Origin of the sequence: Bradyrhizobium sp. B025 (genome assembly GCF_042257955.1) — a bacterium.
In the GTDB taxonomy this organism is placed as follows: Bacteria; Pseudomonadota; Alphaproteobacteria; order Rhizobiales; family Xanthobacteraceae; genus Bradyrhizobium; species Bradyrhizobium diazoefficiens.
Window position 1 is genome coordinate 1,925,660 of the sequence record NZ_CP170150.1, and the last position, 21,288, is coordinate 1,946,947.

Here is a 21,288-nt window from a genome sequence, read left to right on the forward strand (position 1 = left end):
TCATACTTCGAAGACGCCGGCTGGAGGCTCGCCCGCGGCCGGTTCAGGAGACGGCCATGAACTATCTTCGTACCGCAATGCTGCTCGCAGGCCTCACCGCCCTGTTCATGGGCGTGGGCTATCTGATCGGCGGTGCCTCCGGCGCCATGATCGCGCTCGTCATTGCCGCGGCGACCAATCTCTTCACCTATTGGAACTCCGACCGCATGGTGCTCTCGATGTACGGCGCCCATCAGGTCGACCGTTCGACCGCGCCGGAACTGGTCGGTCTCGTCGCCGAGCTTGCGGGCCGCGCGGGCTTGCCGATGCCGCGCGTGTTCCTGATGGACGAGGCGCAGCCCAACGCGTTCGCGACCGGCCGCAATCCCGAGAACGCCGCCGTTGCCGTCACCACCGGCCTGATGCACCAGCTCAGCCGCGAGGAGCTCGCCGGCGTGATCGCGCATGAGCTTGCGCATATCAAGCACCACGACACGCTGCTGATGACGATCACCGCGACCATCGCGGGGGCGATCTCGATGCTGGCGCAGTTCGGCATGTTCTTCGGCGGCCACCGCGACAACAACAACGGCCCGGGCATCGTCGGCTCGATCCTGATGATGATCCTCGCTCCGCTCGGCGCCATGCTGGTGCAGATGGCGATCAGCCGCACCCGCGAATATGCCGCGGACAATCTCGGTGCGCGCATCGTCGGCCAGCCGATGTGGCTGGCCTCGGCGCTGGTGAAGATCGAGGGCGCCGCACATCAGGTCCCGAACTTCGAGGCCGAACGAAATCCCGCGACCGCGCACATGTTCATCATCAATCCGCTGTCGGGCCACGGCGTGGACAATCTCTTCGCCACCCATCCCTCGACGCAGAACCGCATCGCGGCGCTCCAGCAGCTCGCGGCCGAGCTCGGCGCGCAGGCGGCGCCGTCGGTCGGCGCCAACGAGAACTATCCGCCGGCGAGCCCGTGGGGCCGCTCATCTTCGCGCGGTCCTTGGCGTGGTCCTTCGCAAGGTCCTTCTCGTGGGCCTTGGGGCTAATCCGGAACCGGCAAGGATTTGCGCGCTGCTTTGTGACCTGGCGCACACAGGATCGTCCCGGCCGGTGCTAACACCTCGCCGTGACACTTCCTTCGAAAGGGGATGCGTGGCCGGCCCGTCGCCGGTCACCGTCGAAGATGACCAGAGCTGCCGTACCATTGCTGATCGTCCTGGGCGTGCTGATCGGCCTGTCCACGCATATGGTCGTCAATTGCGGGGACGAGGACGAGCCCGACATCTGCGCGGCCGTGATCGGTTTCTCGCCGCTCCGCGGTTCTCTGATCGCCTTTGCCTATGAAGGGCGCGGGCGGATCGCGCTGCGCCACGGCGACTGGCGGCGGGCGATCGCGGATTTCGACGAGGCCATTCACCTCAATCCCAATCGCGCCTCGCTCTATCGCGACCGCGCGGAGGCGCGCCGGCAGAACGGCGATCTCGAGCTCGCCATTGCGGATTACGACGAGGCGATCGCGCATGATCCCAAGCTCGCCGCGCCCTATCACCAGCGCGGTCTTGCGCTCGCCGCCACCGGCGATCTCGATCGCGCCATCCTGAGCTACAACACGGCGGTCCGTCTCGCCCCCTCCGATGCGCAGGCCCGGCTCGACCGTGGCCTGGCGTTCCTCGCCCGCGGCCAGGCCGACGATGCGCGCGCCGATTTCGAAGCCGCTCTCGCGCTTCCCGCCGGCAAGGATGCCCGCACGCGCGAGGCGGCGCGCGCCAAGCTTGCCGAACTCGCCAGCGCCGAGCCGACCCGGGTTTCAGCACCGCGGCGGTGAGGGGAGTTGTCTCCGTCTCCGTTCTTACGGGGAGAGGGGCTCTCTCCACGCATGAGGCTGTCGAGAGACCTGTACCCCCTCACCCGGATCGCACCGGACGATGCTTCGCATCGCCGAGGCGATCCGACCTCTCCCCGCAAGCGGGGAGAGGTGAAGGGCGCGGGCGCGCCTACTTCGCCTTCTTGGCTTTCGCCTTCTTCGCCTTGGCCGCCTTCTTCGCCGGCTTCTCTTCCTTCGCCTTCTTCTCCACCTTCGCCGCGATCGGCGTGCTGGCCGCGATTCGCATCGATCGTGCGTAGCTGTCGGCGACGTTGTCGGCGGACATCTGGAGGCGCTTGGCGGCGGCGGTGGCCTGCTCCATGGTGGCCTTGGCCATCATCTTGAAGCGGTCGCCGGTCTCCTTGCCCTTGGCCTTGGCCGCAAGGCCGTTGAAGCGATCCCGCCGCTCCTTGGCGCGGGTCATCAGGCCCGTATGCAGCTGTCTGGCCAGTTGCCGGATCACGACATCCAGGTCGGCGTCCGCCATGTTCTTCTATCCCCTTGAAAACAGTATCGATGCGGGCGGGACTATGCAGATCGGGCCCCGCCTTGGCAATTCCCGGCCGGGCGTCATCCGCAGCTTCCGGGACCCAAAACAAAAAAAGCCGCGCATTTTGCGCGGCTTTTTGCCTGGTTGGTGCAGATGGGCTAGGTCCGCCTCACTTCAGCGAGGCCACCGGGCCGCTTGACGCAGTCGGGTCGGGGTCGAAGCCGAACACGCCGACCAGGTATTTGTAATAGTCCGGCATCTTCTCCTTGAGCGTCTCGCGCGACTTGGGGTCGTGGAATTCGCTCTTTCCGGCCAGGAAGATGCTGGCGGTCACGGCAAAGAACTCCATGGGATTCTTCAGCGCATAGGATTCCTTGGGCAGGAGGTCCTTGGACTTGGCCAGGGCATAATAGCCGATCACGCCCTTGTTGGCGTAGCCGTCCGGCAACAGGCGCGCGTGATAGGCGTGCAGCAGTTCGTGCAGCAGCACCGCCTCCTTCTCGTACCGCATCATGTCCGGCCGCAGCATGATCACGCCGAGCCCCGAATCGACGGCGAGGTCGATGGCATTCGGATTGGTCCAGCGCTGCTTGTTGGGGTCCCAGACCGTCAGCGTCCGGGGAGCGGTGCGCTGGATATCCGGCGTGACCCTGCCGTAGCACGCGGTCGCGGCGCCTTCGTCGAGGCAGGCCAGCTCGCTCGCGACGATCGGAACGGTATGGAAGAAGCGCAGCACGCGCGGGGAGAGGCCGGCGCCTTCGACGACGTCGATCTGGCGCTTCAGATTGTCGGTGAGCTTGTCGACGTCCTTGCGATCGGAATTCTCCGACAGGTCGAACATGTAGCCGCGGTAACTCTGGAAGCCCGGCGGCAGCGCCTGCGCTGCCTCGGCGGATGCATCGAGCGATCCGGCATTGGATGGACTGGCGAAAAGCGCGCCGACAATGGTTGCGGTCAGCAGCAACGCAATGCGCATGATGAACCCCCTGATGTCACTTCGCCCGGCAGAATAAGCCACCGTTGTTTGCGAAAAGTGAGTGGGGCGAGACTAGGGCAGCGATGTTGAGGCGTGCTTAACCATTGGTTGCAGATCGCGCAGACGGATTAGTGCCGGGTTAACCAAGGAGGGTATCCGGGCCCCGTGCTTCGGCGTAACATCCAGGCCGGGCACAAAGCCCCACATCAATAGCCGGGAGGAGGAAGCCATGTATGCCGCCATCCGTCAGGCCAAGGCGAAAAGCGGGAGCGCGGAGGAGCTGGCGCGCCGCATCAAGGACGGCGCCGTTCCGATCATCAGCGACGTCGACGGTTTCCGCGCCTATTACGTCGTCTATGCCGGCGACGACACGGTCACCGCGATCTCGATCTTCGACAAGTTCGAGCAAGCGGAGGAGGCGAACCGGCGCGCGATCGCCTGGATCGAGAAGGATCTCGGCCCGCTGCTCGCCGGCGACGCCCGCGCCGCCGCGGGGCCGGTGATCGTGCATACGCTGGCGTAGTTGGACGGATCGCTGCCTCCCAATGTCGTCCTGGCGAAAGCCAGGACCCATTACCCCAGGGAGGAGTTTTGCGGCGCGTGGCCGCCACCTGCGCTTGCATGATAGTTCGGTGGTTATGGGTGCTGGCCTTCGCCAGGACGACAGCGAGTTTGTGGCTGCATCTAAAGCCAAGCGCGAGCCTTCGCCCTCACAACTCCCGTGCGTTCGAGAACGCGAAACTCGACACCCGCCGCGTCGTCTCGTCCAGGATCAGCGTGCGCGTGATCGGCGGCTCGGCGCGCTGGGCGCAGTTTTCGCGCTCGCAGAGGCGGCAGTTGACGCCGATGGGCGTGCCTTCCGTCTTCTCCAGGTCCATGCCGGCGGCGTAGACGAGGCGCGCGGCGTGGCGGATCTCGCAGCCGAGGCCGATGGCGAAGCGCGGCTGCGGCAGCGGGTGCGGCGCGACCGGGCGGCGCACCATCTGCGCGATCGAGAAATAGCGCGTGCCGTCGGAGAGCTCGATCACCTGTTTCAGCAGGCGATCCGGCGTGTCGAAGGTCGAGTGCACATTCCACAGCGGGCACGTGCCGCCGAATTTCGAGAACGGGAAGGTGCCGGACGAGAAACGCTTCGAGACGTTGCCGGCATTGTCGACGCGCAGCAGGAAGAACGGAATGCCGCGCGCGTTCGGCCGCTGCAAGGTGGTGAGGCGGTGGCAGACCTGCTCGAAGCCGGAATTGAAGCGCTGCGCTAGCACATGGATGTCGTAGTTGAGCGCTTCCGCTGCGGCCAGGAACGCCGGGTAGGGCATCATCACGGCCGCTGCGAAGTAATTGCCGAGCGTGATGCGGAACAGGCGCCGCGGCGCGTCGTCGAGCGGGCCGGCGCGGTTGATGATGGTCTCCAGCTGCTGCGCGCATTCGCCAAGGCCGAGCTGGAAGGCGAGCTGGAACGCGCGGCCGGGCGGGTCGACCAGTTCCGAGATCAGGAGCTGGCGGCGGTGGCGGTCGAAGCGCCTCAGCGTCTCGCGCATCACGTCGACAGGCATGATGCGGGTCTGGATCGAATGCTTTTCGCGCAAGCGCGCGGCAAGGGCCGCGTAGAGCCCTTCGGCCGGCACGTTCAGCTCGTCGCGAAGCGTCTCCGCGGCCTGTTCGAGTTCCGGAAAATAGTTGCGGTTCGCCTCGATCAGCTCGCGCACGCGTTCGACCGGATTGGCCTCATAGCGCGTGCCGACGTCGCGGTCGGCCATTTGCGCGGCTGCCAGCGTCTCGCCCTGACGGGCCTCGGTATAGGCCGCGTAGAGCCGCTGCAGCGCGTGGGTGACGCCGGGACAGAGTTCGGCGAGGTCGCGCAGCTCCTGCTTGGGTACGTCAATCTGGCGGAACAGGGGATCGGAGAAGATCTCGTTGAGCTCGGCAAAGAACCGGTCCTCGTCGGCGGTGGCGAGGTCGCGCAGGTCGAGGTCGTAGGTTTCGGCCAGCCGCAGCAGGATCTGGGCGGTCACCGGGCGCTGGTTGCGCTCGATCAGGTTGACGTAGCTCGGCGAGATCCCGAGCCCCTCGGCGATCTGGGTCTGCGACAGGCCCAATTGCTGCCGGATCCGCCGGAAGCGCGGACCGACGAACAGTTTCTTCCCGGATTCGGCGGGCATTCTTCAGATCTCCAGGGCCATTAAGGACAGTCTCGCTGACCTATAATTTACAAACTTTACAAAATAACATCTATTACATGTTCTGATGTTACATGACATCACCAATAAAAAACAAGCCATCTATACGAAGTTTCCGTTTTCGCGTTTACGTCGTGACACGCATTTCGCAATGCACTGTCAAGAATGTCGATGGCCAGCCATCGCCATCGTCAGCGAAAGGATCAGGCACATGAACTACCAGCCCCGTGGCATCAGCACTTTCCAGGCGCCGGCCTCGTATCAGAGCGAGATCGATGCAGCGAAGGCGCTCCTCGAGACCCAGCCGACCTGGAACGGGGTGTCGGCCGAGGCCGTCGCGCGCATGCGCCTGCAGAACCGCTTCAGGACCGGCCTCGACGTCGCCCGCTACACCGCGGCGCTGATGCGGGCCGACATGGCGGCCTATGACAACGACCCCACCAAGTACACCCAGTCGCTCGGCTGCTGGCACGGCTTCATCGCCCAGCAGAAGCTGATCTCGGTCAAGAAGCACTTCGGTGGCAGGACCGATCGCACCTACCTGTATCTCTCGGGCTGGATGATCGCGGCGCTGCGCTCCGAGTTCGGACCGCTGCCCGACCAGTCGATGCACGAGAAGACCTCGGTGCCGGCGCTGATCGAAGAGCTCTACACCTTCCTGCGTCAGGCCGACTCGCGCGAGCTCAACGATATCTTCCGCAGCCTCGACAAGGCGCGCAAGGAAGGCGACAAGACCCGCGAGAAGGAACTGATCGAGAAGATCGACGGCTTCCAGACCCATGTCGTGCCCGTCATCGCCGACATCGACGCCGGCTTCGGCAACGCGGAGGCGACCTACCTGCTCGCCAAGAAGATGATCGAAGCGGGCGCCTGCGCGCTCCAGATCGAGAACCAGGTGTCGGACGAGAAGCAGTGCGGTCACCAGGACGGCAAGGTCACCGTGCCGCATGACGTCTTCCTGGCGAAGATCCGCGCCTGCCGCCACGCCTTCCTCGAGCTCGGCGTCGAAGACGGCATCGTCGTGACCCGCACCGACTCGCTCGGCGCCGGCCTGACGCAGCAGATCGCCGTCAGCCACAAGCCCGGCGACATCGGCGACCAGTACAACAGCTTCCTCGATTGCGAGGAAATCACCGCGGAGAACGCCCGCAACGGCGACGTCATCATCAACCGCAACGGCAAGATGATGCGTCCGAAGCGGCTGCCCTCCAACCTCTACCAGTTCCGCCCGGGCACCGGTGAGGACCGCTGCGTGCTGGATTGCATCACCTCGCTGCAGAACGGCGCCGACCTGCTCTGGATCGAGACCGAGAAGCCGCACATCGAGCAGATCGCCAAGATGGTCGATCGCATCCGCAAGGTGGTTCCGAACGCCAAGCTGGCCTACAACAACTCGCCGTCGTTCAACTGGACCCTCAACTTCCGTTGGCAGGTCTACGACGCGATGAAGGAAGCCGGCAAGGACGTCAGCAAGTACAACCGCGCCGAGCTGATGAAGGCGGAATATGACGACACGCCGCTGGCGAAGGAAGCCGACGAGCGCATCCGCACCTTCCAGGCGGATTCGGCCAAGCGTGCTGGCATCTTCCACCACCTGATCACGCTGCCGACCTACCACACCGCGGCGCTCTCGACCGACAATCTGGCCAGGGAGTACTTCGGCGAGCAGGGCATGCTCGGCTACGTCAAGAACGTCCAGCGCGCCGAGATCCGTCAGGGCATCGCCTGCGTGAAGCATCAGAACATGGCCGGCTCCGACATCGGCGACGACCACAAGGAGTACTTCGCCGGCGAGGCCGCCCTGAAGGCGGGTGGCGCGCACAACACGATGAACCAGTTCGGCTAACGGCGGAATTGATCAGTCCGGGGTCCCCTCGGAGCCCGGACTGGTCACGCACCTCAACAGGAGACTGACAATGACCAAGGGCAGCAATTTCTGGGTGATCGGCGGCGAGTTCGGCTCGATGAACTTCCACAAGCTCGTGGAAGGCTCGGCCCAGGTGCAGGGGCCGTTCAAGACCCGCAAGGAAGCCGAAGATGCCTGGCGTACGGTCTCGGAAGAGAACCGCCACAAGGCCGGCGTCCGCTTCTCCATCGTTGAAGAGCCGTCGCGCGTCTCGGCCTGACGGCTGCCTGAAAATCTAAGAAGACGTCCAAGGACGGAGGGTCCCATCCGGCGCAAGCCGGGTGGGATCGTCTGTTTTTGGCACAGGTGAGACAGCTGTGGGTGCCGTAAGTATCTGGAATTGTGGACCCTTTGCGGAAGGTGTGGTTGCTGATAGGTTAATGGAGGCAAGTGAGGACGAGGCCGACAATGTCAGAGCCCGAGACCAGCGGGACCCATCCCAGCCAGCCGCGCCCGGTGCGGCTGCGCGACGCGCTGCTGCGCGCGCGGATCGAGGCCGCCGACCGGACCGGCGTCGTCGTCGATTTGCGCGATGCCGAGGTGGCGCGGCTCGAGATCCTCAACGACGCGCTCGATCCCCTGTTTGCACAGGTGCCCGAGCAGATCGACCTGTTCGACCGCGGCATCAGCCAGGGCGATACGCCCAGACTCTGGATCGACGTCGTCGCGCACATCATGATGGGGCGCGACAAGCGGATGTATCGCTTCGTCCAGGACACCCGCTTCGGCCGCATCGTGCTCGCCGAATCGCACGACACGTCCGTGATCGTCGAGGCCGTCACCGACTATGTCGCCCGCCGCATGATCGAGCGCGAGCATGCGATGGTGGTCCTGCCCGAGCCGAAGCCGGAGGCCGCGGAGCGGCCGGCGCGCTCGCGCGTCTGGCCGTTCGTGTTCGGCTTCATCCTCGGCGCCGCCGCCTTGTTCGGCGTCGCCGTGCTGGCGGCCTTGCGGAGCTGGTGAATTTCCCTCCGCCGTCATTCCGGGGCGCGCATCAGCGCGAACCCGGAATCCATCGGGCCACAGCGTATGCGGCTGAATGGATTCCGGGCTCGCGCCTTTCGGTGCGCCCCGGAATGACAGTGGCCTCAAACCAACCTTGCATGCTTGATCTCTCGGATCTGAAATCCGGACCCGAGCCCGCGCACCGTCTGCTCGCAGCGCCAGCCGGCATTGTCCTTCTCGATCGTGAACAGATTATACGCCGCCGCCGGGTAGCGCCCGTGTGCGAGCGCGGACGCCGACGGCACGCCGATCGCGGGAATGTTGCCGTTGGGGCCCTCGAACCACATCGTCGAATGAATGTGGTCGTGGCCGTGCAGGACCAGCTCGACACCGTGGCGCTTCAAGAGCGCCAGCAGATCGGCCGCGTCCGTCATTCGCTTGTGGCGCGCATCGGACTTTAGCGGATGATGCACCAGCAGCACGCGGAAGACGTCTTCGGTCGCGAGCCGCTCGAGAACTCGTTCGAGCGCTGCGAGCTGATTGTGCCCCAGCGTGCCCGTCGCCATCAGCGGCAGGGTCGGCACCGCCGTGGACAGGCTGATGAGCGCGAGCGGCCCGCGCCGGCGCAGGGCCGGAAAGCCGGCGCTTCCGTTGTCGCTCGCAAGATAGGGCGCGAAGGTCTCGCCGAAGCGATGATAGGTGGCACGGACATAGGCGTCGTGGTTGCCGGGAATCGTGGTGACGCGGTCGGGCGGGCCGACGCCGTCGAGCCAGGCGCGCGCCGGCGCGAACTCCGCGTCCAGCGCCAGGTTGACGAGATCGCCCGTCACCGCGATGTGGTCGGGCGCCTGCGCCTTGACGTCGGCAACGAGTGCGTCGAGCACCTCGCGGCGCTGGTACTTGTGGCGGTTGCGCGTCCAGTTGACGTAGCCGAATACGCGCTTGCCGGCGAGCTCGATCAGCCGCGGCTTCGGCAAAGGCGGCAGATGCGGGTCGGACAGATGGGCGAGCGTGAAGGAAGCCATGGCGCGCGATTGCCTCGCTATTGCTCCGCTGTAATGGCAAGGTCGCGAGGACTGCGCAAGCGCAGCCTGAACAGGGGACCAAAGAGAACCTGATGGGAGATCGTCTGAACCGCATCCGACGGAAGTTCGAGCCGCTGCTGCGGCGAATCTTCCACGCCTATTTCCTGCTCGTTCGCGGCATGACCCTCGGCGTTCGCGCCGTGGTGGTGGATTCCGACAACAGGGTGTTCCTGGTCAGGCACAGCTACATCTCCGGCTGGTATCTGCCCGGCGGCGGCGTCGATCTCGGCGAGACCATGGAGCAGGCGATGCGGCGTGAGCTCAAGGAGGAGGGCGACATCGACCTCACCGCAGACGCCGCGCTGCACGGCATCTTCCTCAACAGTCACGTCTCCCGCCGCGACCACGTCGCGGTCTACGTCGTCAGGCAGTTCAGGCAGGATCGCCTGCCCGAGCCCAACCACGAGATCGTCGAATGCGGGTTCTTCGCGATCAATGCGCTGCCCGAGGGCACCACGCCGGGCACGCGGCAAAGAATCGTGGAAGTGCTGGATGGCACGCCGTTGATTGCGACATGGCGGTGAGATCAACCGCCGCGTTGGCCGTTGGCAGGGGCTCGACACCAGTCTCGCCCGTGCAACCGATGGCTATCTCGCGGACAAGCTGCACAGTATCGGTTATCCGGACTGGAGCTTCGCGACCATCCTCAGCCGCAGCCCGGCCGGCAGTTCGGCCCGGTATGAGCCCGATGGACCGCAGCCCTCCGAGATGTTATCCCGCTCCCCTCATTGACGCGTTTTCATGACGCGAACCCGGGTCCACTTCGCTCGAAGACGCATGCCGACATGAACGATCTCTCGCTCACCATCCTTCCCGAAGCTGCCGGCGACGCCCAGGCGATCGAGCGGCTGCACGAGCGCACCTTCGGCCCCGGCCGCTTCGTGCTCAGCGCCTACCGCATCCGCGAGCACGTCGACCATCTGCTCGAACTGTCCTTCACCGCTCGCATCGGCACGCTGCTGGTCGGCTCGGTCAGGCAATTGCCTGTGCTGGTCGGCGAGACGCCGGCGCTGCTGCTCGGGCCGCTCACCGTCGAGCCGCCGTTCCGGGACCGCGGCATCGGCCGTCTGTTGATGGAGCGCGCGCTGAAGGACGCCAAGGAGCGAGGTCACCGCCTGGTGCTGCTGGTCGGCGACGAGCCCTATTACAGCCGCGTCGGCTTCAAGCCGGTCCCCAAGGGGCGCGTCACCATGCCGGGCCCGGTCGACGCCGCCCGCATCCTGGTGTTCGAGCTCGTCGACGGCGCCTTCGAGGGCGTGTCGGGAGCGGTCGTGCCCGACTGGAGCAAGGCGCGGGGGTAGCGGCGTGTGATGCCGCGACAGCCCGCTCGCTCGACGTGGGTGTACCGGGGCCCGCAGGCCCCGGCTGGAGGCGATCAGAACTTGAAGTTCGCGAACGCCCGCACGCCGATGCCGGGCATCAGCACCTCGTCCTTGGTGTAGGACACCGAGTTGCGGATGCTCTCGTTGAGGAGATTGTTGCCGACGACGCCGGCAATCATCTCGCGCGCACCGAACCAGTTGCGGTCAAGCTTGGTCTTGTAGCTCACCTCGGCCTTCAGGAGGTTGTAGCCTGCCGTGGGCGTCTCCGCGATCACGGCGACGTTGTTCTGCGCGAAGGCGTGCAACAGGTTGACGCGCATCAGCCAGTTGTCGTCGCGCCAGAACACGCCGCCGCCCATTCTGAGCGGCGGAATCCGCGGCACGTTGGTGCCGTCGGTGAAGGTGGCGCGAACCACGTCGAGCTGGTTCTCGATGCCCCAGATGCCGCCCTGGAACGCGCCGACGTCGAGCTGCGACTGGAATTCGCCGCCACGGAAGTTCGCGTTCCGCTGCGAGTAGACCGCCTGGTTCAGCTCGGCCCCGGGCGTGCCGCACGAGGCGAAGTCGTCGCCGCACATCACGCCGGTGAGGCGGCGGAAGATGAAATTGTCGAAATGCGTGTAGTAGACGGTCGCCTCGAACCGGAACGGCCCCGTCGCCTTGCGCACGCCGAGCTCGACGGACTTTGCGGTCTCGATCGTCAGGTTCGGATTGCCGATGTCGAACGTCGCGGTCGCATCATGCGCGCCGCGCGAGAACAGTTCCGCCGCCTTCGGCGCGCGCTCGACATATTGCGCGGTGATGCTGCCGACCATGCCGCCCGGCAAGTCCTGCAACAGGCCGATGCTGCCGCTTTTCGGCGTGTAGGACGGATTGCGCGCGATCGCCACCTGCGGCGTGCCGTCGGGCAGGAAGTCGGCCGGGAAGTCCGGCGTCGTGCCGTGCAGCTCGACATGCTCGATGCGGCCGGCGATCTGCGCCCGCGTCGCGTCGGTGAACTTGAACTCGTTGAAGGCGTAACCGGCAACGCGCGTGCTGTTGTTGGGGTCCCACAGGCCGTTGAACAGCGTGCCGGGATTGTCCGGGCTCGGCGCGCTCAGCTCCTGATGCCCGACCTGGAAGCCCAGCGCCGTCGTCACCTCGGCGAAGCGCGCGTTGAACGGCATCAGCTGCACCTCGGTGCGAATCTCCTGCTCCTTGTTGGTGAAGGTCTGCCGCACGCCGTCGCTGTTGGGGTCGGCGGGATCGGCAAGCCCGATCTCGTTGTGCCGGTAGTCGGTCGCGCCGGCCCAGAACCGGATCGTGTCGATCGCGGCCGCATCGGGACGGTACTCGCCCTTGACGTTGATCTTGGTCTGGTGACCGTCGATGCGCGTGTTGTGGTCGGCGCCGTCGATGCCGGGGATGTGGTAGAGCGAGTCGTTCTGCGTGATCGCAGCCCCGATATAGCCGCCCTGGAAGAAGTAGGAGCCGCCGATCGAGGCGCCGTCCGAGCGCGTCGCCGAGTTCGGCTGGCGGCCGTTGGCGACGGATCGCGTCTGGTCGTTCAGATAGGGATAGCTCGGGATGCCGTAGTCCGTGGTGGTGCGGCCATAGACGTCGGCGTGGAAGGCAAAATTGCCGCCGCCGGTGTCGAGCAGCACGCCGCTTTCGACGCCGCGATCGACCGAGCTGAATGCGGAGCGCGTCTCGGCCGTGACGCAAGGCGAGGTCTCGGCGGTTGCCAGCGGCGCCTTGGTCGGGAGGCCGTAGGTCTGGAACGACGGAGCGCAACTCGGCAGCGCATCCGGAATCCGGTTGTTGGTCGCGCTGACGACGCCGCCGATCGAGGTCGAGCCGTAGCGGAGCGCAGCCGGCCCGCGCACCACCTCGACCTGGTTGGTCGCGAGCGGATCGATCGGGACGAAGTGATCTTCGCCGAGGTCGGAGGCGCCGCCGGAATTGGTGCCGTTCTCGACGATGCCGACGCGGTTGACGTCGAGCCCGCGGATGATCGGCCGGCTGGAGGCGCCGGGCGCGAAGCTCGAGCCGGTGATGCCCGGCTTGGAGAACAAGAGATCGCCGAGTTGACCGCCGCCCTCGCGGCGGATCTCCTCGTTCGGCACCACCGTGACGGTGGCGAACTGGTTGGTCACGATGGGCAGCACGCCTTGCTGAGGTGCGGCGGCGGCGACTGCTGCCGGTGGCGTGGCTTCGGCCGCGTGTTGCTGGCCGCGCGACCGTCCGGTGCGCGCGACATGGACCGGGCTGCGGGTCGGTACCACCCTGCGCACGATCGGGCTCGGCGCCGTCACGGTGATGGCGGGGAGCTCGGCCGACGACTTGTCCTGCGCAGGCTGTTGTACCGGCTGTTGTACCGGTTCTTGGGCGAGCGCGGATGTGGCGGCGGCGCCGAGCAGGAGCAGGCTTGCTCCTGCGAGACGCTGCACGCGTCGCAATTCAAATGACATGGTCCTGATTCCAGTCAGGCGCCGTCCGCATGCTTGTCTGATGATCGGAGGCGGCCTGCCGTCGCGGCGCGACGGAATTCGACTTCAACGGCTCCCGGGCGATCGTCCGCGCGTGTGGCGCGGCGAGCCCGGGCGTGATCAAGCGATGTCGAGAGTCAGGACGCTGGTGGGGCGCGGGGCTGGAACGCCGTGCCGGCCGATTTCAGATGGATGAACTCGGCATCTAGGGTGCGGTGGAGCAGCTCGATCGCCTGCGGCAGCTCCAGGAGAGGCGGCGTCGCGGACACCACAGTGCCCGCCATCGCGACCACGGCGCAGATGGCGCAATTGTCGTCGCCCGGCTGCTCCCGGTCGGATCCTGAAGGCGATTGCTTCTGGACCGCGGCGCGGTCGGTCGAAGCTATCGCCTTGGCGGTGTCGGTCTGCTGGAGCGAGGCTTGGGAGAGGGAGGCAGCCTGGACGAACCAGTGGCTGTGGCCGAATGTCAGCGCGAATTGCACCAGCATCGCGAACAACGCGAGCCGGGCGCCGTGCCTGATATTCGACCGGAACCACTTCATCTGGAAACGCCACCCCACATCGCGAGGATCACCCTCTGATACCGCGATGTTATAATGTAACATCGCAGGAACGAGGAACGGATGTCAACGGCAGGTCGGCCCCGCGCCTGCAGGCAGCCGACCCGATGTGTCGTTCGGGCAACTAACGCCTGGTGGAAAAGCCTGGCCTAGCGCCCCGATGGAGGTGCGTTCCCTCCCCCCTTGTGGGGGGAGGGAACGGAGAGAGCGTCGCTGTTGGCCGAATTCGATTCGACTTCAAGCTATCGGGCTTCACCGCCCTTCGCGGACCCAGGTGGCGGCGAAGGCGCCGAGCAGCAGCAGCAGGCCGATCAGGCCGGCGAAGATCGGCAGCACGCCGACGCCCTTGACGACGCTGGCGTCGCGCATCCGCACGCCCATCCAGCCGTCGCCATGGAAGACGCTCACCGAGCGCACCGGCACGATGCGCGGCAGCTCGACGCTGGCGCCGTCGACCACGCGCACGGCATTGCCGCCGGTCGCCTGCGTCAGCGGCTTCAGGGTCTCGGTGGTGGAGGTGACTTCCGAAAACTCCTTCGGATTGGTCGGGCCGACATTGATCAGCGCCTTCAGCGTGCCGTCGGTCGCCTGCCACAGGCCGAGCTCGTTGGCCGGCAGGCTGGCGCGCCACTCGCCGGGATCGCCGGCGCTGAGCGTCAGGTCGCGCGACACGCCCGACGGCGAGGTCACGCTCACCGGCTGGACGCTGTCAGACATGGTCTGGCGCACCACCACGAGATCCTTGCCCTGGACCTGGAGGCGCAGCGCTTCTTCATCAAGATCCGGCTGCTTCATCAGCCAGTGCGACATCCGTCGCAAGAGGTCGAGATGCGGGCCGCCGCCCTCATAGCCGCGTGCCCACAGCCAGATGTGGTCGGAGAGCAGCAACGCGACGCGTCCCTCGCCGAAGCGCGACAGGAACAAGAGCGGCTTGCCGTCGACGCCCGTCATGACCGGCGGGTTGACGGAATTGCGGGTGTCGACGGTGCGGAAGAAGCGGCTCCAGCGCGGCGGCTCGCTCGCCGAGCCCTCCAGCCCGCGCGTGACCGGATGGCGTTTGCCGATGTCGGACAGGTGTGCATAGAACGGCTTTTCGGTCACGCCGACCGGCTCGGCCGGCAGCACCGAATCCAGCGGCGTGCGCCAGATGCTGGTGTTGGAGGCATAGTCGGGACCGGCCGAGACCAGCACCGCGCCGCCCGCGCGCACATAGCGCGCGATGTTGTCGAAATAGGCGATCGGCAGCACGCCCTGGCGGGCGTAGCGGTCGAAGATGATCAGCTGGAATTCGTTGATCTTCTGCTGGAACAGCTCGCGGGTCGGAAACGCGATCAGCGACAATTCGTTGATCGGCGTGCCGTCCTGCTTCTCCGGCGGGCGGAGAATGGTGAAGTGCACGAGATCGACGCTGGCGTCGGACTTGAGCAGATTGCGCCAGGTGCGCTCGCCGGAATGCGGCTCGCCGGAGACCAGCAGCACGCGCAGCTTGTCGCGCACGCCGTCGATGGCGACGACGGCGCGATTGTTCACCGGCGTCAGCTCCCGCTCGAGCGGCGAGGCCTCGATCTCGACGATGTTCGGGCCGGCATGCTTGATGTCGACGTCCACGCTCGCGGTCTGGCCGCTCGAGAGCGTGCGCTCGTTGATGACCTCGCCGTCGCGGCGAACCGTGACCTTGGCGCGCTCGCCGGAAACGCCCTGGTCGTCGAGCCGGTAGGTGATGGTCTGGTTTTGCCCGACGATGCCGAAGCGCGGCGCCGCCGTGATCGCGATGCGGCGGTCGCGCTCGTCCTTCTGCCCGGTGATCAGCGCGTGCACCGGCGCCTGGAAGCCGAGCGCGGCGGCATTCGCGGGAATGTCGTGGACGCGGCCGTCGGTGATCAGGAAGGCGCCGGCGACGCGGTCGACCGGCACGTCCGACAAGGCCGAGGCGAGGGCGCCGAACAATCTCGTGCCGTCGGTCTCGCCGTCGGCCTGTCCGGCGTCGACGACGCGGACCTCGAGGCCCTTGATCTTCTTCAGGCCGTCGACCAGCGCTTCCTGCGCCTGGGCCGCCTCGCGATTGCGGTTGCCGAAATTCTGGCTCGGGCTCTTGTCGACGACGACGGCGGCGACCGAGGTGAGGGGATCGCGGTCCTCGCGGGTGAAGGAGGGATTGGCGAGCGCCAGCAGGAACAGCACCAGGGCGGCCACGCGCACCGCGGCGCCGCGCGCGCGCGCCAGCACCAGCACGAGTGCTATGACGACGATCGCGGCCAGCGCGAGCCAGAGGACGATCGCGGGAACAAGCGGCGTGAACGCGATGCCGTAATTCATCAGACAGACCTATCAACGTCATTCCGGAGCGACGTGAAGCATCGAATCCGGAATCTCGAGATTCCCCGGTGCGCAGTGCGCACCTGCGGTCTGGTCCTTCGGACCATCCCGGAATGACGGGGCGTGTGGCTCAAGCTCGTCACGCGCATCTCTATTGCCCCAGCCGTTCGATCAGGGCCGGTGCGTGCACCTGGTCGGCCTTGTAGTTGCCGGTCAGCGTGTACATCACGATGTTGGCGCCGGCACGATAGGCGAATTCGCGCTGGCGGTTGTCGCCGCCGGTCACCGGCAGCATGTACTGGCCGTCGGGGCGCACGGCCCAGGCGCCGGCAAGGTCGTTCGAGGTGATGATGATCGGCGAGACGCCGTCGCCGCCGCGCGCCGGACGCTGCGCGCTCTCGTCGTCGTCCTCGCGCGGCAGGGTCTCGACCCAGGTCTGGCCGGAGTTGAAGCGGCCGGGGAAGTCGCGCAGCAAATAGAAGGTCTTGGTCAGCACGTGCTCGCGCGGCACCGGCTCGAGCTCGGGCACGTCGAGCGAGGACAGGATCTCGCGCAGCGCCCGCATGCCCGGCGTCTGCGAGGCGCCGTTGTCGCCGGGCGGCGCCTCGATCGCGTCGCGGGTGTCGAACAGCACGGTGCCGCCCTGCTTCATGTAGGCGTCGATCTTGTTGATGGCGTCCTGCGGCGGCTTGGGCGCGCCGGGTACGATCGGCCAGTAGATCAGCGGGAAGAAGGCGAGCTCGTCGCGCCCGGGATCGATGCCGACCGGATCGCCGGCCTCGAGCGCGGTGCGCTGCGCCAGGAACAGCGTCAGCCCGGTCAGGCCGGCCTTGACGATGGAATCGACGTCGGCATTGCCGGTCACGACATAGGCGAGGCGGGTCTGCGACACCGCCTTCATCGCGAACTCGTCCGCGGCGCTGTCGGCGCGCGCGGGCGTCGGCGGCAGTGCGGAGAGGCCCGCAAGCGCGATGCCGAGCAGGATCATTGCGGGTGCGGCGCGGCGGCGCAGCAGCGCGGCGAGGCCGCCGCCGAGCACCGCGACGATGATGGCGTCGATCAGGAACAGAGCGAGCGCCGTCGACAGCAGCCAGCCGCGCAAGTCGCGCGGCTCGGCATTGGTGTAGGTGGCGTGCCGGGCGCGCAGGCTCGCGGTGTTCAGGGCTGCGATGCGGTCGGCGCTAGCAAGCGTGTTCACGGCGAGCGGTCCTTCTGCAGGACCATAGAAGCCCGGCGGATGATCGGGTGTGGCGCGGTCGCGATAATCGGCCGGAAGCGGCTTTGCCGTGGCCGGCGGCGGACCGAAGGCGCCGAAGCCGTCGAGCATGTGCAGCGGCGCCACCGTCTCGGTGGTTGCCTCGCTGGCAACGCCGGCGCCGGGCTTGGTGGTGTAGCCCGACATGTCGACGACCCGCCGCAGCATTTCGACGAAGATGCCCGACATCGGCAGATCCGACCAGCGCATGTCGGCACTGACGTGGAACAGGCTGACGACGCCCTTGCCGCGATGCTCGCCGGTCACCAGCGGCGTGCCGTCTTCCAGCGACGCCCAGCTCTTGGTGGCGAGCACGGCATCGGGCTCGGCCAGGACCTGGCGGCTCACGGTGACGTCCTTGGGGACCACGACGCCGGCAAACGGACCGTCGGCCGCGAAGGCGGCGAGGTGCTGCGGCTTCTCCCAGGTCAGGCTGCCGCCGAGCGTGCGGCCGCCCTTGCGCAGCTTGACCGGCACGAGATCGTCTTCGGCCTGCGCCAGGCGGGGCCCGGCGAACCGCACCAGCACGCCGCCCTGGTCGATCCAGGCATTGAGACGCTCGCGGATTTCAGGCGCGATGGTGCCGACATCGGCGAGGATGATCATCGGCAGCTTCTGGTCGAGGAACTGGGTGATGCCCTGCTGCGGCGAGCCCTTGTCGGCGAGCCGCACGTCGGCGAACGGCGCCAGCGCGCGGGTGAGGTAGAAGGTCGGCGCCAGCAGCGGCTGCGCGGTCTCGCTGGTCGAGCCCGAGACGATGCCGATGGCGCGGCGGCGCCAGCGCTTGTCGAGCAGCTGCACCGCGCCGGCGGAGCGCTCGCCCGATATTTCGAGCCGCGTGATGTCGTTGCGCAGCTCGACCGGCAGGTCGAACGAGGCCTCGGTTTCCTTGTCCTGCGGGCCGAACGAATAACGGGCTTCGCCGATCGGCGATGCCTTCTGGTCCAGAGCGCGCACGGTGCCGACGGCGATGCCGCCGTCGGTGCGCAGCACCTTCACCGTCATCCTGGCGGCGGCGTTCTCGGCCGCGACCAGCGCCAGCGGCGAGGAGGTGCCGCCTTCGAAGATGGTCAGGCTGCGATCGCCGATGGTCTTGCCGAGGGCTTGCACGAATTCCTCGCCGCGCCCGGTATCGACGCCATCCGACAGCCAGGCGATCTCGCAGTCGCCGGTGGCCTTGAGGAAGCGATCGACCGCTGCGAGGGTTTCGACGCGCTCGATCGAATAGGGCTTTGGTACCAGCTGGCGCAGCGCGACGCGCGCCGCCCCCGCCGGCATCAGGGTGATGTCGCGGTTCGGCTCGGACAGCGGCACCAGCGCGATGGCGCGGCGGTCGTTGTCGGCGTTGGCGATCAGTTCGTCGGCGGCCCTGATCCTGACGTCCCAGTTCGAGGCCGCGCTCCAGCCGTCGTCGAACATGATCATCAGCGGCGCCTTGCTGCCGGCGAGCCCGGTCTGCGGATTCCAGATCGGGCCGGCGGCGGCGAAAATGACCAGTGCCGCAGCCAGCAAGCGCAGCGCCGTCAGCCACCACGGCGTCCGCGAAGGCGTCTCTTCCCTTGGCGCGATGTCGAACAGCAGGCGCGTCGGCGGAAACTCGATCCGGCGCGGCCGCGGCGGCATCACGCGCAGCAGCCACCACAGCACCGGCAGGCTGACGAGGCCGATCAGGAGCAGCGGTTCGGTGAAGGCGAGCGGCAATCCCATCATGCGGCCGGCCCCGCTTTGATGGAGGTGGTGCGCGCGCCCGACTTGCTCACCTGCATGCCGGCATGCAGGAACAGCAGCAGCTCGGCGGCGGAGCGGTCGGTCGCATGGGTCGTGAACAGCCAGTCGAGCTTCGAGGTCTCGGCGCGGATCTGGTCGCGGTGCAGCGCGAGCCGCGCGGTGTAGTCCTGCGCCCAGCTTTCGGCGCGGCCGGCGGTGATCACGCCAAAACCTTCCGGCTCGACGAACTCGACGCGGCCGGAATAGGGGAAGGACTCCTCGGCGGGATCGACGACCTGCACCATCGTGCCATGCGCGCCGGAGCCGGAGAGCCCCGCGAGCGTCGTCCTGATCTCGGCGATCGGCGACCAGAAATCCGACAGCACGATGATCTCGGCGAGCGCGGAAGGAACGAAGGAGGGCGGCAGGCTCAGCCGGTCGGCATCGTCATGCAGCATCGCCTGCGCCATCTTGTCGATGACGCTGCGGCTCGCGGTCGGCGCCATCAGCCCGGGAATGCCGACGCGCTCGCCGCCGGAGACCAGCAGTTCGGCCAGCGCAAAGGCGACGATCAGCGTGCGCTCGAGCTTGGACTCGCGCGCGGTCTTCGAGGCAAACGCCATCGACGGCGAGCGGTCGGGCCAGATCCAGACCGTGTGCGAGGCTTCCCATTCGAGCTCGCGGACATAGAGATGGTCGTCGCGCGCCGAGCGGCGCCAGTCCACGTTCTGCGACGGCTCGCCGGAGACGAAGCGGCGGTATTGCCAGAAATTTTCGCCGGAGCCGGCGCGGCGCCTTCCGTGCAGGCCGTGGATGACGTTGGCGGCGACGCGGCGGGCTTCGAGCACCAGGCGCGGCAAGGAAGCGGCGAGCGTGCGGCTTTCGCCATCGGCACGTCGGATCGCGATGATCTCCTTCGCTGTGTGCCCGTTCTCGGCGGCCATCAACCGATCCGTGTTTTCAACTGCCGGATCACGTCCGGAATCGTGCGCCCCTCGGCGCGCGCCTGGAAGGTCAGCGCCATGCGGTGCTTCAGAATAGGTTCGGCGAGGTCGAGCACGTCGTCGACCGAGGGCGCGAGCCGTCCGTCGATCAGCGCACGGGCGCGCACCGCCAGCATCAGGGATTGGCTGGCGCGCGGGCCGGGGCCCCAGGCGATGAACTTGCCGGTCTCGCCGCTGTCCGGACCCGGACGGGCCGAGCGCACCAGCGACAGGATCGCCTCGACCACGGAATCGCCGACCGGCAGGCGCCGGATCAGCCGCTGCGCGGTGATCAGCGCATCCGCGGTCATCGATCCCTTCGCCAGCGTCTCCTCGGCGCCGGTGGTCTCGAACAGGATGCGGCGCTCGGCGTCGCGATCGGGATAGTCGACGTCGATCTCCATCAGGAAGCGGTCGAGCTGCGCTTCGGGCAGCGGATAGGTGCCTTCCTGCTCCAGCGGGTTCTGGGTCGCGAGCACGTGGAACGGCTTCGGCAAATCGTGCCGCGCGCCGGCAACGGTGATGTGCTGCTCCTGCATCGCCTGGAGCAGCGCCGACTGCGTGCGCGGGCTGGCGCGGTTGATCTCGTCGGCCATCAGGAGCTGCGCGAACACCGGACCTGCGATGAAGCGGAAGGAACGCTTGCCCGCGGTGCTCTCGTCAAGCACCTCGGCGCCGAGGATGTCCGACGGCATCAAATCGGGCGTGAACTGGATGCGCTTGGCGTCGAGACCGAGCGTGACGCCGAGCGTCTCGACCAGCTTGGTCTTGGCAAGGCCCGGCACGCCGATCAGCAGCGCATGGCCGCCGGAGAGGATGGTGACCAGCGTGTTCTCGATCACGCGGTCCTGGCCGAAGATGACGGACGCGATCGCGTCCTTTGCCGCCCGAATCTGGCTCGAGACCTGCTCGGCCGAGCGGACGATTCCATCCTCGAGTTTCTCGACACTCTCCGCCATCCGTTAGCTCCTTCAGCCTGCCGCGCGGCTCGCTCGCGTCGTCATGTCATCGCATCAGGTCAGATGCATCAAATCTTCACTTCAAGCGAAGACGTCAAACCAAGTCATGGCCCCTATGCTAGACTTGCAGGAAGGCCATGTATTCGTTGAATTAACCTATCCCCACCTTATCGGCTTAAGGGTATGTAGGGCATCACGAAGTGGCGACCTCCACACCGGACTAATCCGGGGTGGAACCGTTCGCCGATGGACAGCGTAGACCTGCACCAATCGTGCCAAAGGACAAAGTCAGGGCA

At 66.8% G+C, this 21,288-nt stretch carries 18 protein-coding genes; 8 read left to right on the forward strand and 10 right to left on the reverse strand.

The features are described from left to right. Positions 1-56: 56 nt before the first annotated feature. Positions 57-1,028, forward strand: coding sequence for a zinc metalloprotease HtpX (htpX, locus tag ACE10W_RS08910; protein ID WP_028175047.1), 972 nt, complete (start codon positions 57-59; stop codon positions 1,026-1,028). A gap of 137 nt (positions 1,029-1,165) precedes the next feature. Continuing rightward, positions 1,166-1,807, forward strand: coding sequence for a tetratricopeptide repeat protein (locus ACE10W_RS08915; protein WP_028175046.1), 642 nt, complete (start codon positions 1,166-1,168; stop codon positions 1,805-1,807). Between the two features lie 169 nt (positions 1,808-1,976). On the opposite strand, the gene ACE10W_RS08920 is transcribed toward ACE10W_RS08915, so the two are convergent. Beyond that, positions 1,977-2,333 carry a hypothetical protein gene (locus ACE10W_RS08920; protein WP_028175045.1) on the reverse strand — a complete coding sequence of 119 codons (357 nt, stop codon included), beginning with the start codon at positions 2,331-2,333 and terminating at the stop codon, positions 1,977-1,979. Positions 2,334-2,505: 172 nt separating this feature from the next. Then, positions 2,506-3,312 carry a hypothetical protein gene (locus ACE10W_RS08925; protein ID WP_060910827.1) on the reverse strand — a complete coding sequence of 269 codons (807 nt, stop codon included), beginning with the start codon at positions 3,310-3,312 and terminating at the stop codon, positions 2,506-2,508. Positions 3,313-3,541: 229 nt separating this feature from the next. Between ACE10W_RS08925 and ACE10W_RS08930 the strand changes: the two genes are divergently transcribed. Continuing rightward, positions 3,542-3,835 carry an antibiotic biosynthesis monooxygenase gene (locus ACE10W_RS08930; RefSeq protein WP_027543691.1) on the forward strand — a complete coding sequence of 98 codons (294 nt, stop codon included), beginning with the start codon at positions 3,542-3,544 and terminating at the stop codon, positions 3,833-3,835. Between the two features lie 187 nt (positions 3,836-4,022). Here ACE10W_RS08930 and ACE10W_RS08935 read toward each other — a convergent pair whose 3' ends face one another. Next, positions 4,023-5,468 (reverse strand): short-chain fatty acyl-CoA regulator family protein, encoded by a 1,446-nt coding sequence (locus ACE10W_RS08935; RefSeq protein WP_011085241.1) that lies wholly within the window; start codon positions 5,466-5,468, stop codon positions 4,023-4,025. A gap of 229 nt (positions 5,469-5,697) precedes the next feature. On the opposite strand from ACE10W_RS08935, the gene ACE10W_RS08940 reads away from it, so the two are divergent. From ACE10W_RS08940 to ACE10W_RS08950, 3 genes are all read left to right on the forward strand, one after another. Then, positions 5,698-7,332 (forward strand): isocitrate lyase, encoded by a 1,635-nt coding sequence (locus ACE10W_RS08940; protein ID WP_304551130.1) that lies wholly within the window; start codon positions 5,698-5,700, stop codon positions 7,330-7,332. Positions 7,333-7,402: 70 nt separating this feature from the next. Beyond that, a complete protein-coding gene (locus ACE10W_RS08945) occupies positions 7,403-7,612 on the forward strand; it encodes a hypothetical protein (RefSeq protein ID WP_018323282.1) in 210 nt (69 codons plus the stop codon). Between the two features lie 188 nt (positions 7,613-7,800). Next, positions 7,801-8,355, forward strand: coding sequence for a hypothetical protein (locus tag ACE10W_RS08950; protein WP_027543688.1), 555 nt, complete (start codon positions 7,801-7,803; stop codon positions 8,353-8,355). Between the two features lie 125 nt (positions 8,356-8,480). Here ACE10W_RS08950 and ACE10W_RS08955 read toward each other — a convergent pair whose 3' ends face one another. Then, positions 8,481-9,362: a metallophosphoesterase gene (locus ACE10W_RS08955; protein ID WP_304551137.1), complete on the reverse strand. Its 882-nt coding sequence runs from the start codon at positions 9,360-9,362 to the stop codon at positions 8,481-8,483. Positions 9,363-9,454: 92 nt separating this feature from the next. Here ACE10W_RS08955 and ACE10W_RS08960 point away from each other — a divergent pair, with 92 nt between their 5' ends. Both ACE10W_RS08960 and ACE10W_RS08965 read left to right on the forward strand, forming a co-directional pair. Further along, positions 9,455-9,946: an NUDIX domain-containing protein gene (locus ACE10W_RS08960; RefSeq protein ID WP_304551138.1), complete on the forward strand. Its 492-nt coding sequence runs from the start codon at positions 9,455-9,457 to the stop codon at positions 9,944-9,946. A 261-nt stretch (positions 9,947-10,207) separates the two neighbouring features. After that, on the forward strand, positions 10,208-10,723 hold the full coding sequence (locus tag ACE10W_RS08965) for a GNAT family N-acetyltransferase (protein ID WP_011085246.1): 516 nt from the start codon (positions 10,208-10,210) through the stop codon (positions 10,721-10,723). 74 nt (positions 10,724-10,797) lie between these two features. Here the strand turns inward: ACE10W_RS08965 and ACE10W_RS08970 are convergent, their stop codons facing one another. The 6 genes from ACE10W_RS08970 to ACE10W_RS08995 form a co-directional block, all read right to left on the reverse strand. Next, positions 10,798-13,194: a TonB-dependent receptor gene (locus ACE10W_RS08970; protein ID WP_304551139.1), complete on the reverse strand. Its 2,397-nt coding sequence runs from the start codon at positions 13,192-13,194 to the stop codon at positions 10,798-10,800. A gap of 155 nt (positions 13,195-13,349) precedes the next feature. Next, complete coding sequence (locus ACE10W_RS08975) at positions 13,350-13,754, reverse strand: DUF2946 family protein (RefSeq protein ID WP_304551140.1); 405 nt, start codon at positions 13,752-13,754, stop codon at positions 13,350-13,352. A gap of 270 nt (positions 13,755-14,024) precedes the next feature. Next, positions 14,025-16,088: a hypothetical protein gene (locus ACE10W_RS08980; protein ID WP_304551141.1), complete on the reverse strand. Its 2,064-nt coding sequence runs from the start codon at positions 16,086-16,088 to the stop codon at positions 14,025-14,027. Positions 16,089-16,239: 151 nt separating this feature from the next. After that, positions 16,240-19,053 carry a DUF4159 domain-containing protein gene (locus ACE10W_RS08985; RefSeq protein ID WP_028175036.1) on the reverse strand — a complete coding sequence of 938 codons (2,814 nt, stop codon included), beginning with the start codon at positions 19,051-19,053 and terminating at the stop codon, positions 16,240-16,242. Continuing rightward, positions 19,050-19,994, reverse strand: coding sequence for a DUF58 domain-containing protein (locus ACE10W_RS08990; RefSeq protein WP_028175035.1), 945 nt, complete (start codon positions 19,992-19,994; stop codon positions 19,050-19,052). Before ACE10W_RS08990 ends, ACE10W_RS08985 begins: the two co-directional genes overlap by 4 nt. Beyond that, a complete protein-coding gene (locus ACE10W_RS08995) occupies positions 19,994-20,992 on the reverse strand; it encodes a MoxR family ATPase (RefSeq protein ID WP_011085252.1) in 999 nt (332 codons plus the stop codon). Before ACE10W_RS08995 ends, ACE10W_RS08990 begins: the two co-directional genes overlap by 1 nt. Between the last annotated feature and the right edge of the window lie 296 nt (positions 20,993-21,288).

Excerpts from the sequence above, each read along its gene's own strand:
- ACE10W_RS08945 (WP_018323282.1), top strand. The coding sequence starts at position 7,403 with ATGACCAAGGGCAGCAATTTCTGGGTGATCGGCGGCGAGTTCGGCTCG.
- ACE10W_RS08930 (WP_027543691.1), top strand. The coding sequence starts at position 3,542 with ATGTATGCCGCCATCCGTCAGGCCAAGGCGAAAAGCGGGAGCGCGGAG.
- ACE10W_RS08980 (WP_304551141.1), bottom strand. The coding sequence starts at position 16,088 with ATGAATTACGGCATCGCGTTCACGCCGCTTGTTCCCGCGATCGTCCTC.
- ACE10W_RS08975 (WP_304551140.1), bottom strand. The coding sequence starts at position 13,754 with ATGAAGTGGTTCCGGTCGAATATCAGGCACGGCGCCCGGCTCGCGTTG.
- ACE10W_RS08920 (WP_028175045.1), bottom strand. The coding sequence starts at position 2,333 with ATGGCGGACGCCGACCTGGATGTCGTGATCCGGCAACTGGCCAGACAG.
- ACE10W_RS08915 (WP_028175046.1), top strand. The coding sequence starts at position 1,166 with ATGACCAGAGCTGCCGTACCATTGCTGATCGTCCTGGGCGTGCTGATC.
- ACE10W_RS08950 (WP_027543688.1), top strand. The coding sequence starts at position 7,801 with ATGTCAGAGCCCGAGACCAGCGGGACCCATCCCAGCCAGCCGCGCCCG.
- ACE10W_RS08955 (WP_304551137.1), bottom strand. The coding sequence starts at position 9,362 with ATGGCTTCCTTCACGCTCGCCCATCTGTCCGACCCGCATCTGCCGCCT.
- ACE10W_RS08960 (WP_304551138.1), top strand. The coding sequence starts at position 9,455 with ATGGGAGATCGTCTGAACCGCATCCGACGGAAGTTCGAGCCGCTGCTG.
- ACE10W_RS08925 (WP_060910827.1), bottom strand. The coding sequence starts at position 3,312 with ATGCGCATTGCGTTGCTGCTGACCGCAACCATTGTCGGCGCGCTTTTC.
- ACE10W_RS08965 (WP_011085246.1), top strand. The coding sequence starts at position 10,208 with ATGAACGATCTCTCGCTCACCATCCTTCCCGAAGCTGCCGGCGACGCC.
- htpX (WP_028175047.1), top strand. The coding sequence starts at position 57 with ATGAACTATCTTCGTACCGCAATGCTGCTCGCAGGCCTCACCGCCCTG.
- ACE10W_RS08990 (WP_028175035.1), bottom strand. The coding sequence starts at position 19,994 with ATGGCCGCCGAGAACGGGCACACAGCGAAGGAGATCATCGCGATCCGA.
- ACE10W_RS08995 (WP_011085252.1), bottom strand. The coding sequence starts at position 20,992 with ATGGCGGAGAGTGTCGAGAAACTCGAGGATGGAATCGTCCGCTCGGCC.
- ACE10W_RS08935 (WP_011085241.1), bottom strand. The coding sequence starts at position 5,468 with ATGCCCGCCGAATCCGGGAAGAAACTGTTCGTCGGTCCGCGCTTCCGG.
- ACE10W_RS08940 (WP_304551130.1), top strand. The coding sequence starts at position 5,698 with ATGAACTACCAGCCCCGTGGCATCAGCACTTTCCAGGCGCCGGCCTCG.
- ACE10W_RS08985 (WP_028175036.1), bottom strand. The coding sequence starts at position 19,053 with ATGATGGGATTGCCGCTCGCCTTCACCGAACCGCTGCTCCTGATCGGC.
- ACE10W_RS08970 (WP_304551139.1), bottom strand. The coding sequence starts at position 13,194 with ATGTCATTTGAATTGCGACGCGTGCAGCGTCTCGCAGGAGCAAGCCTG.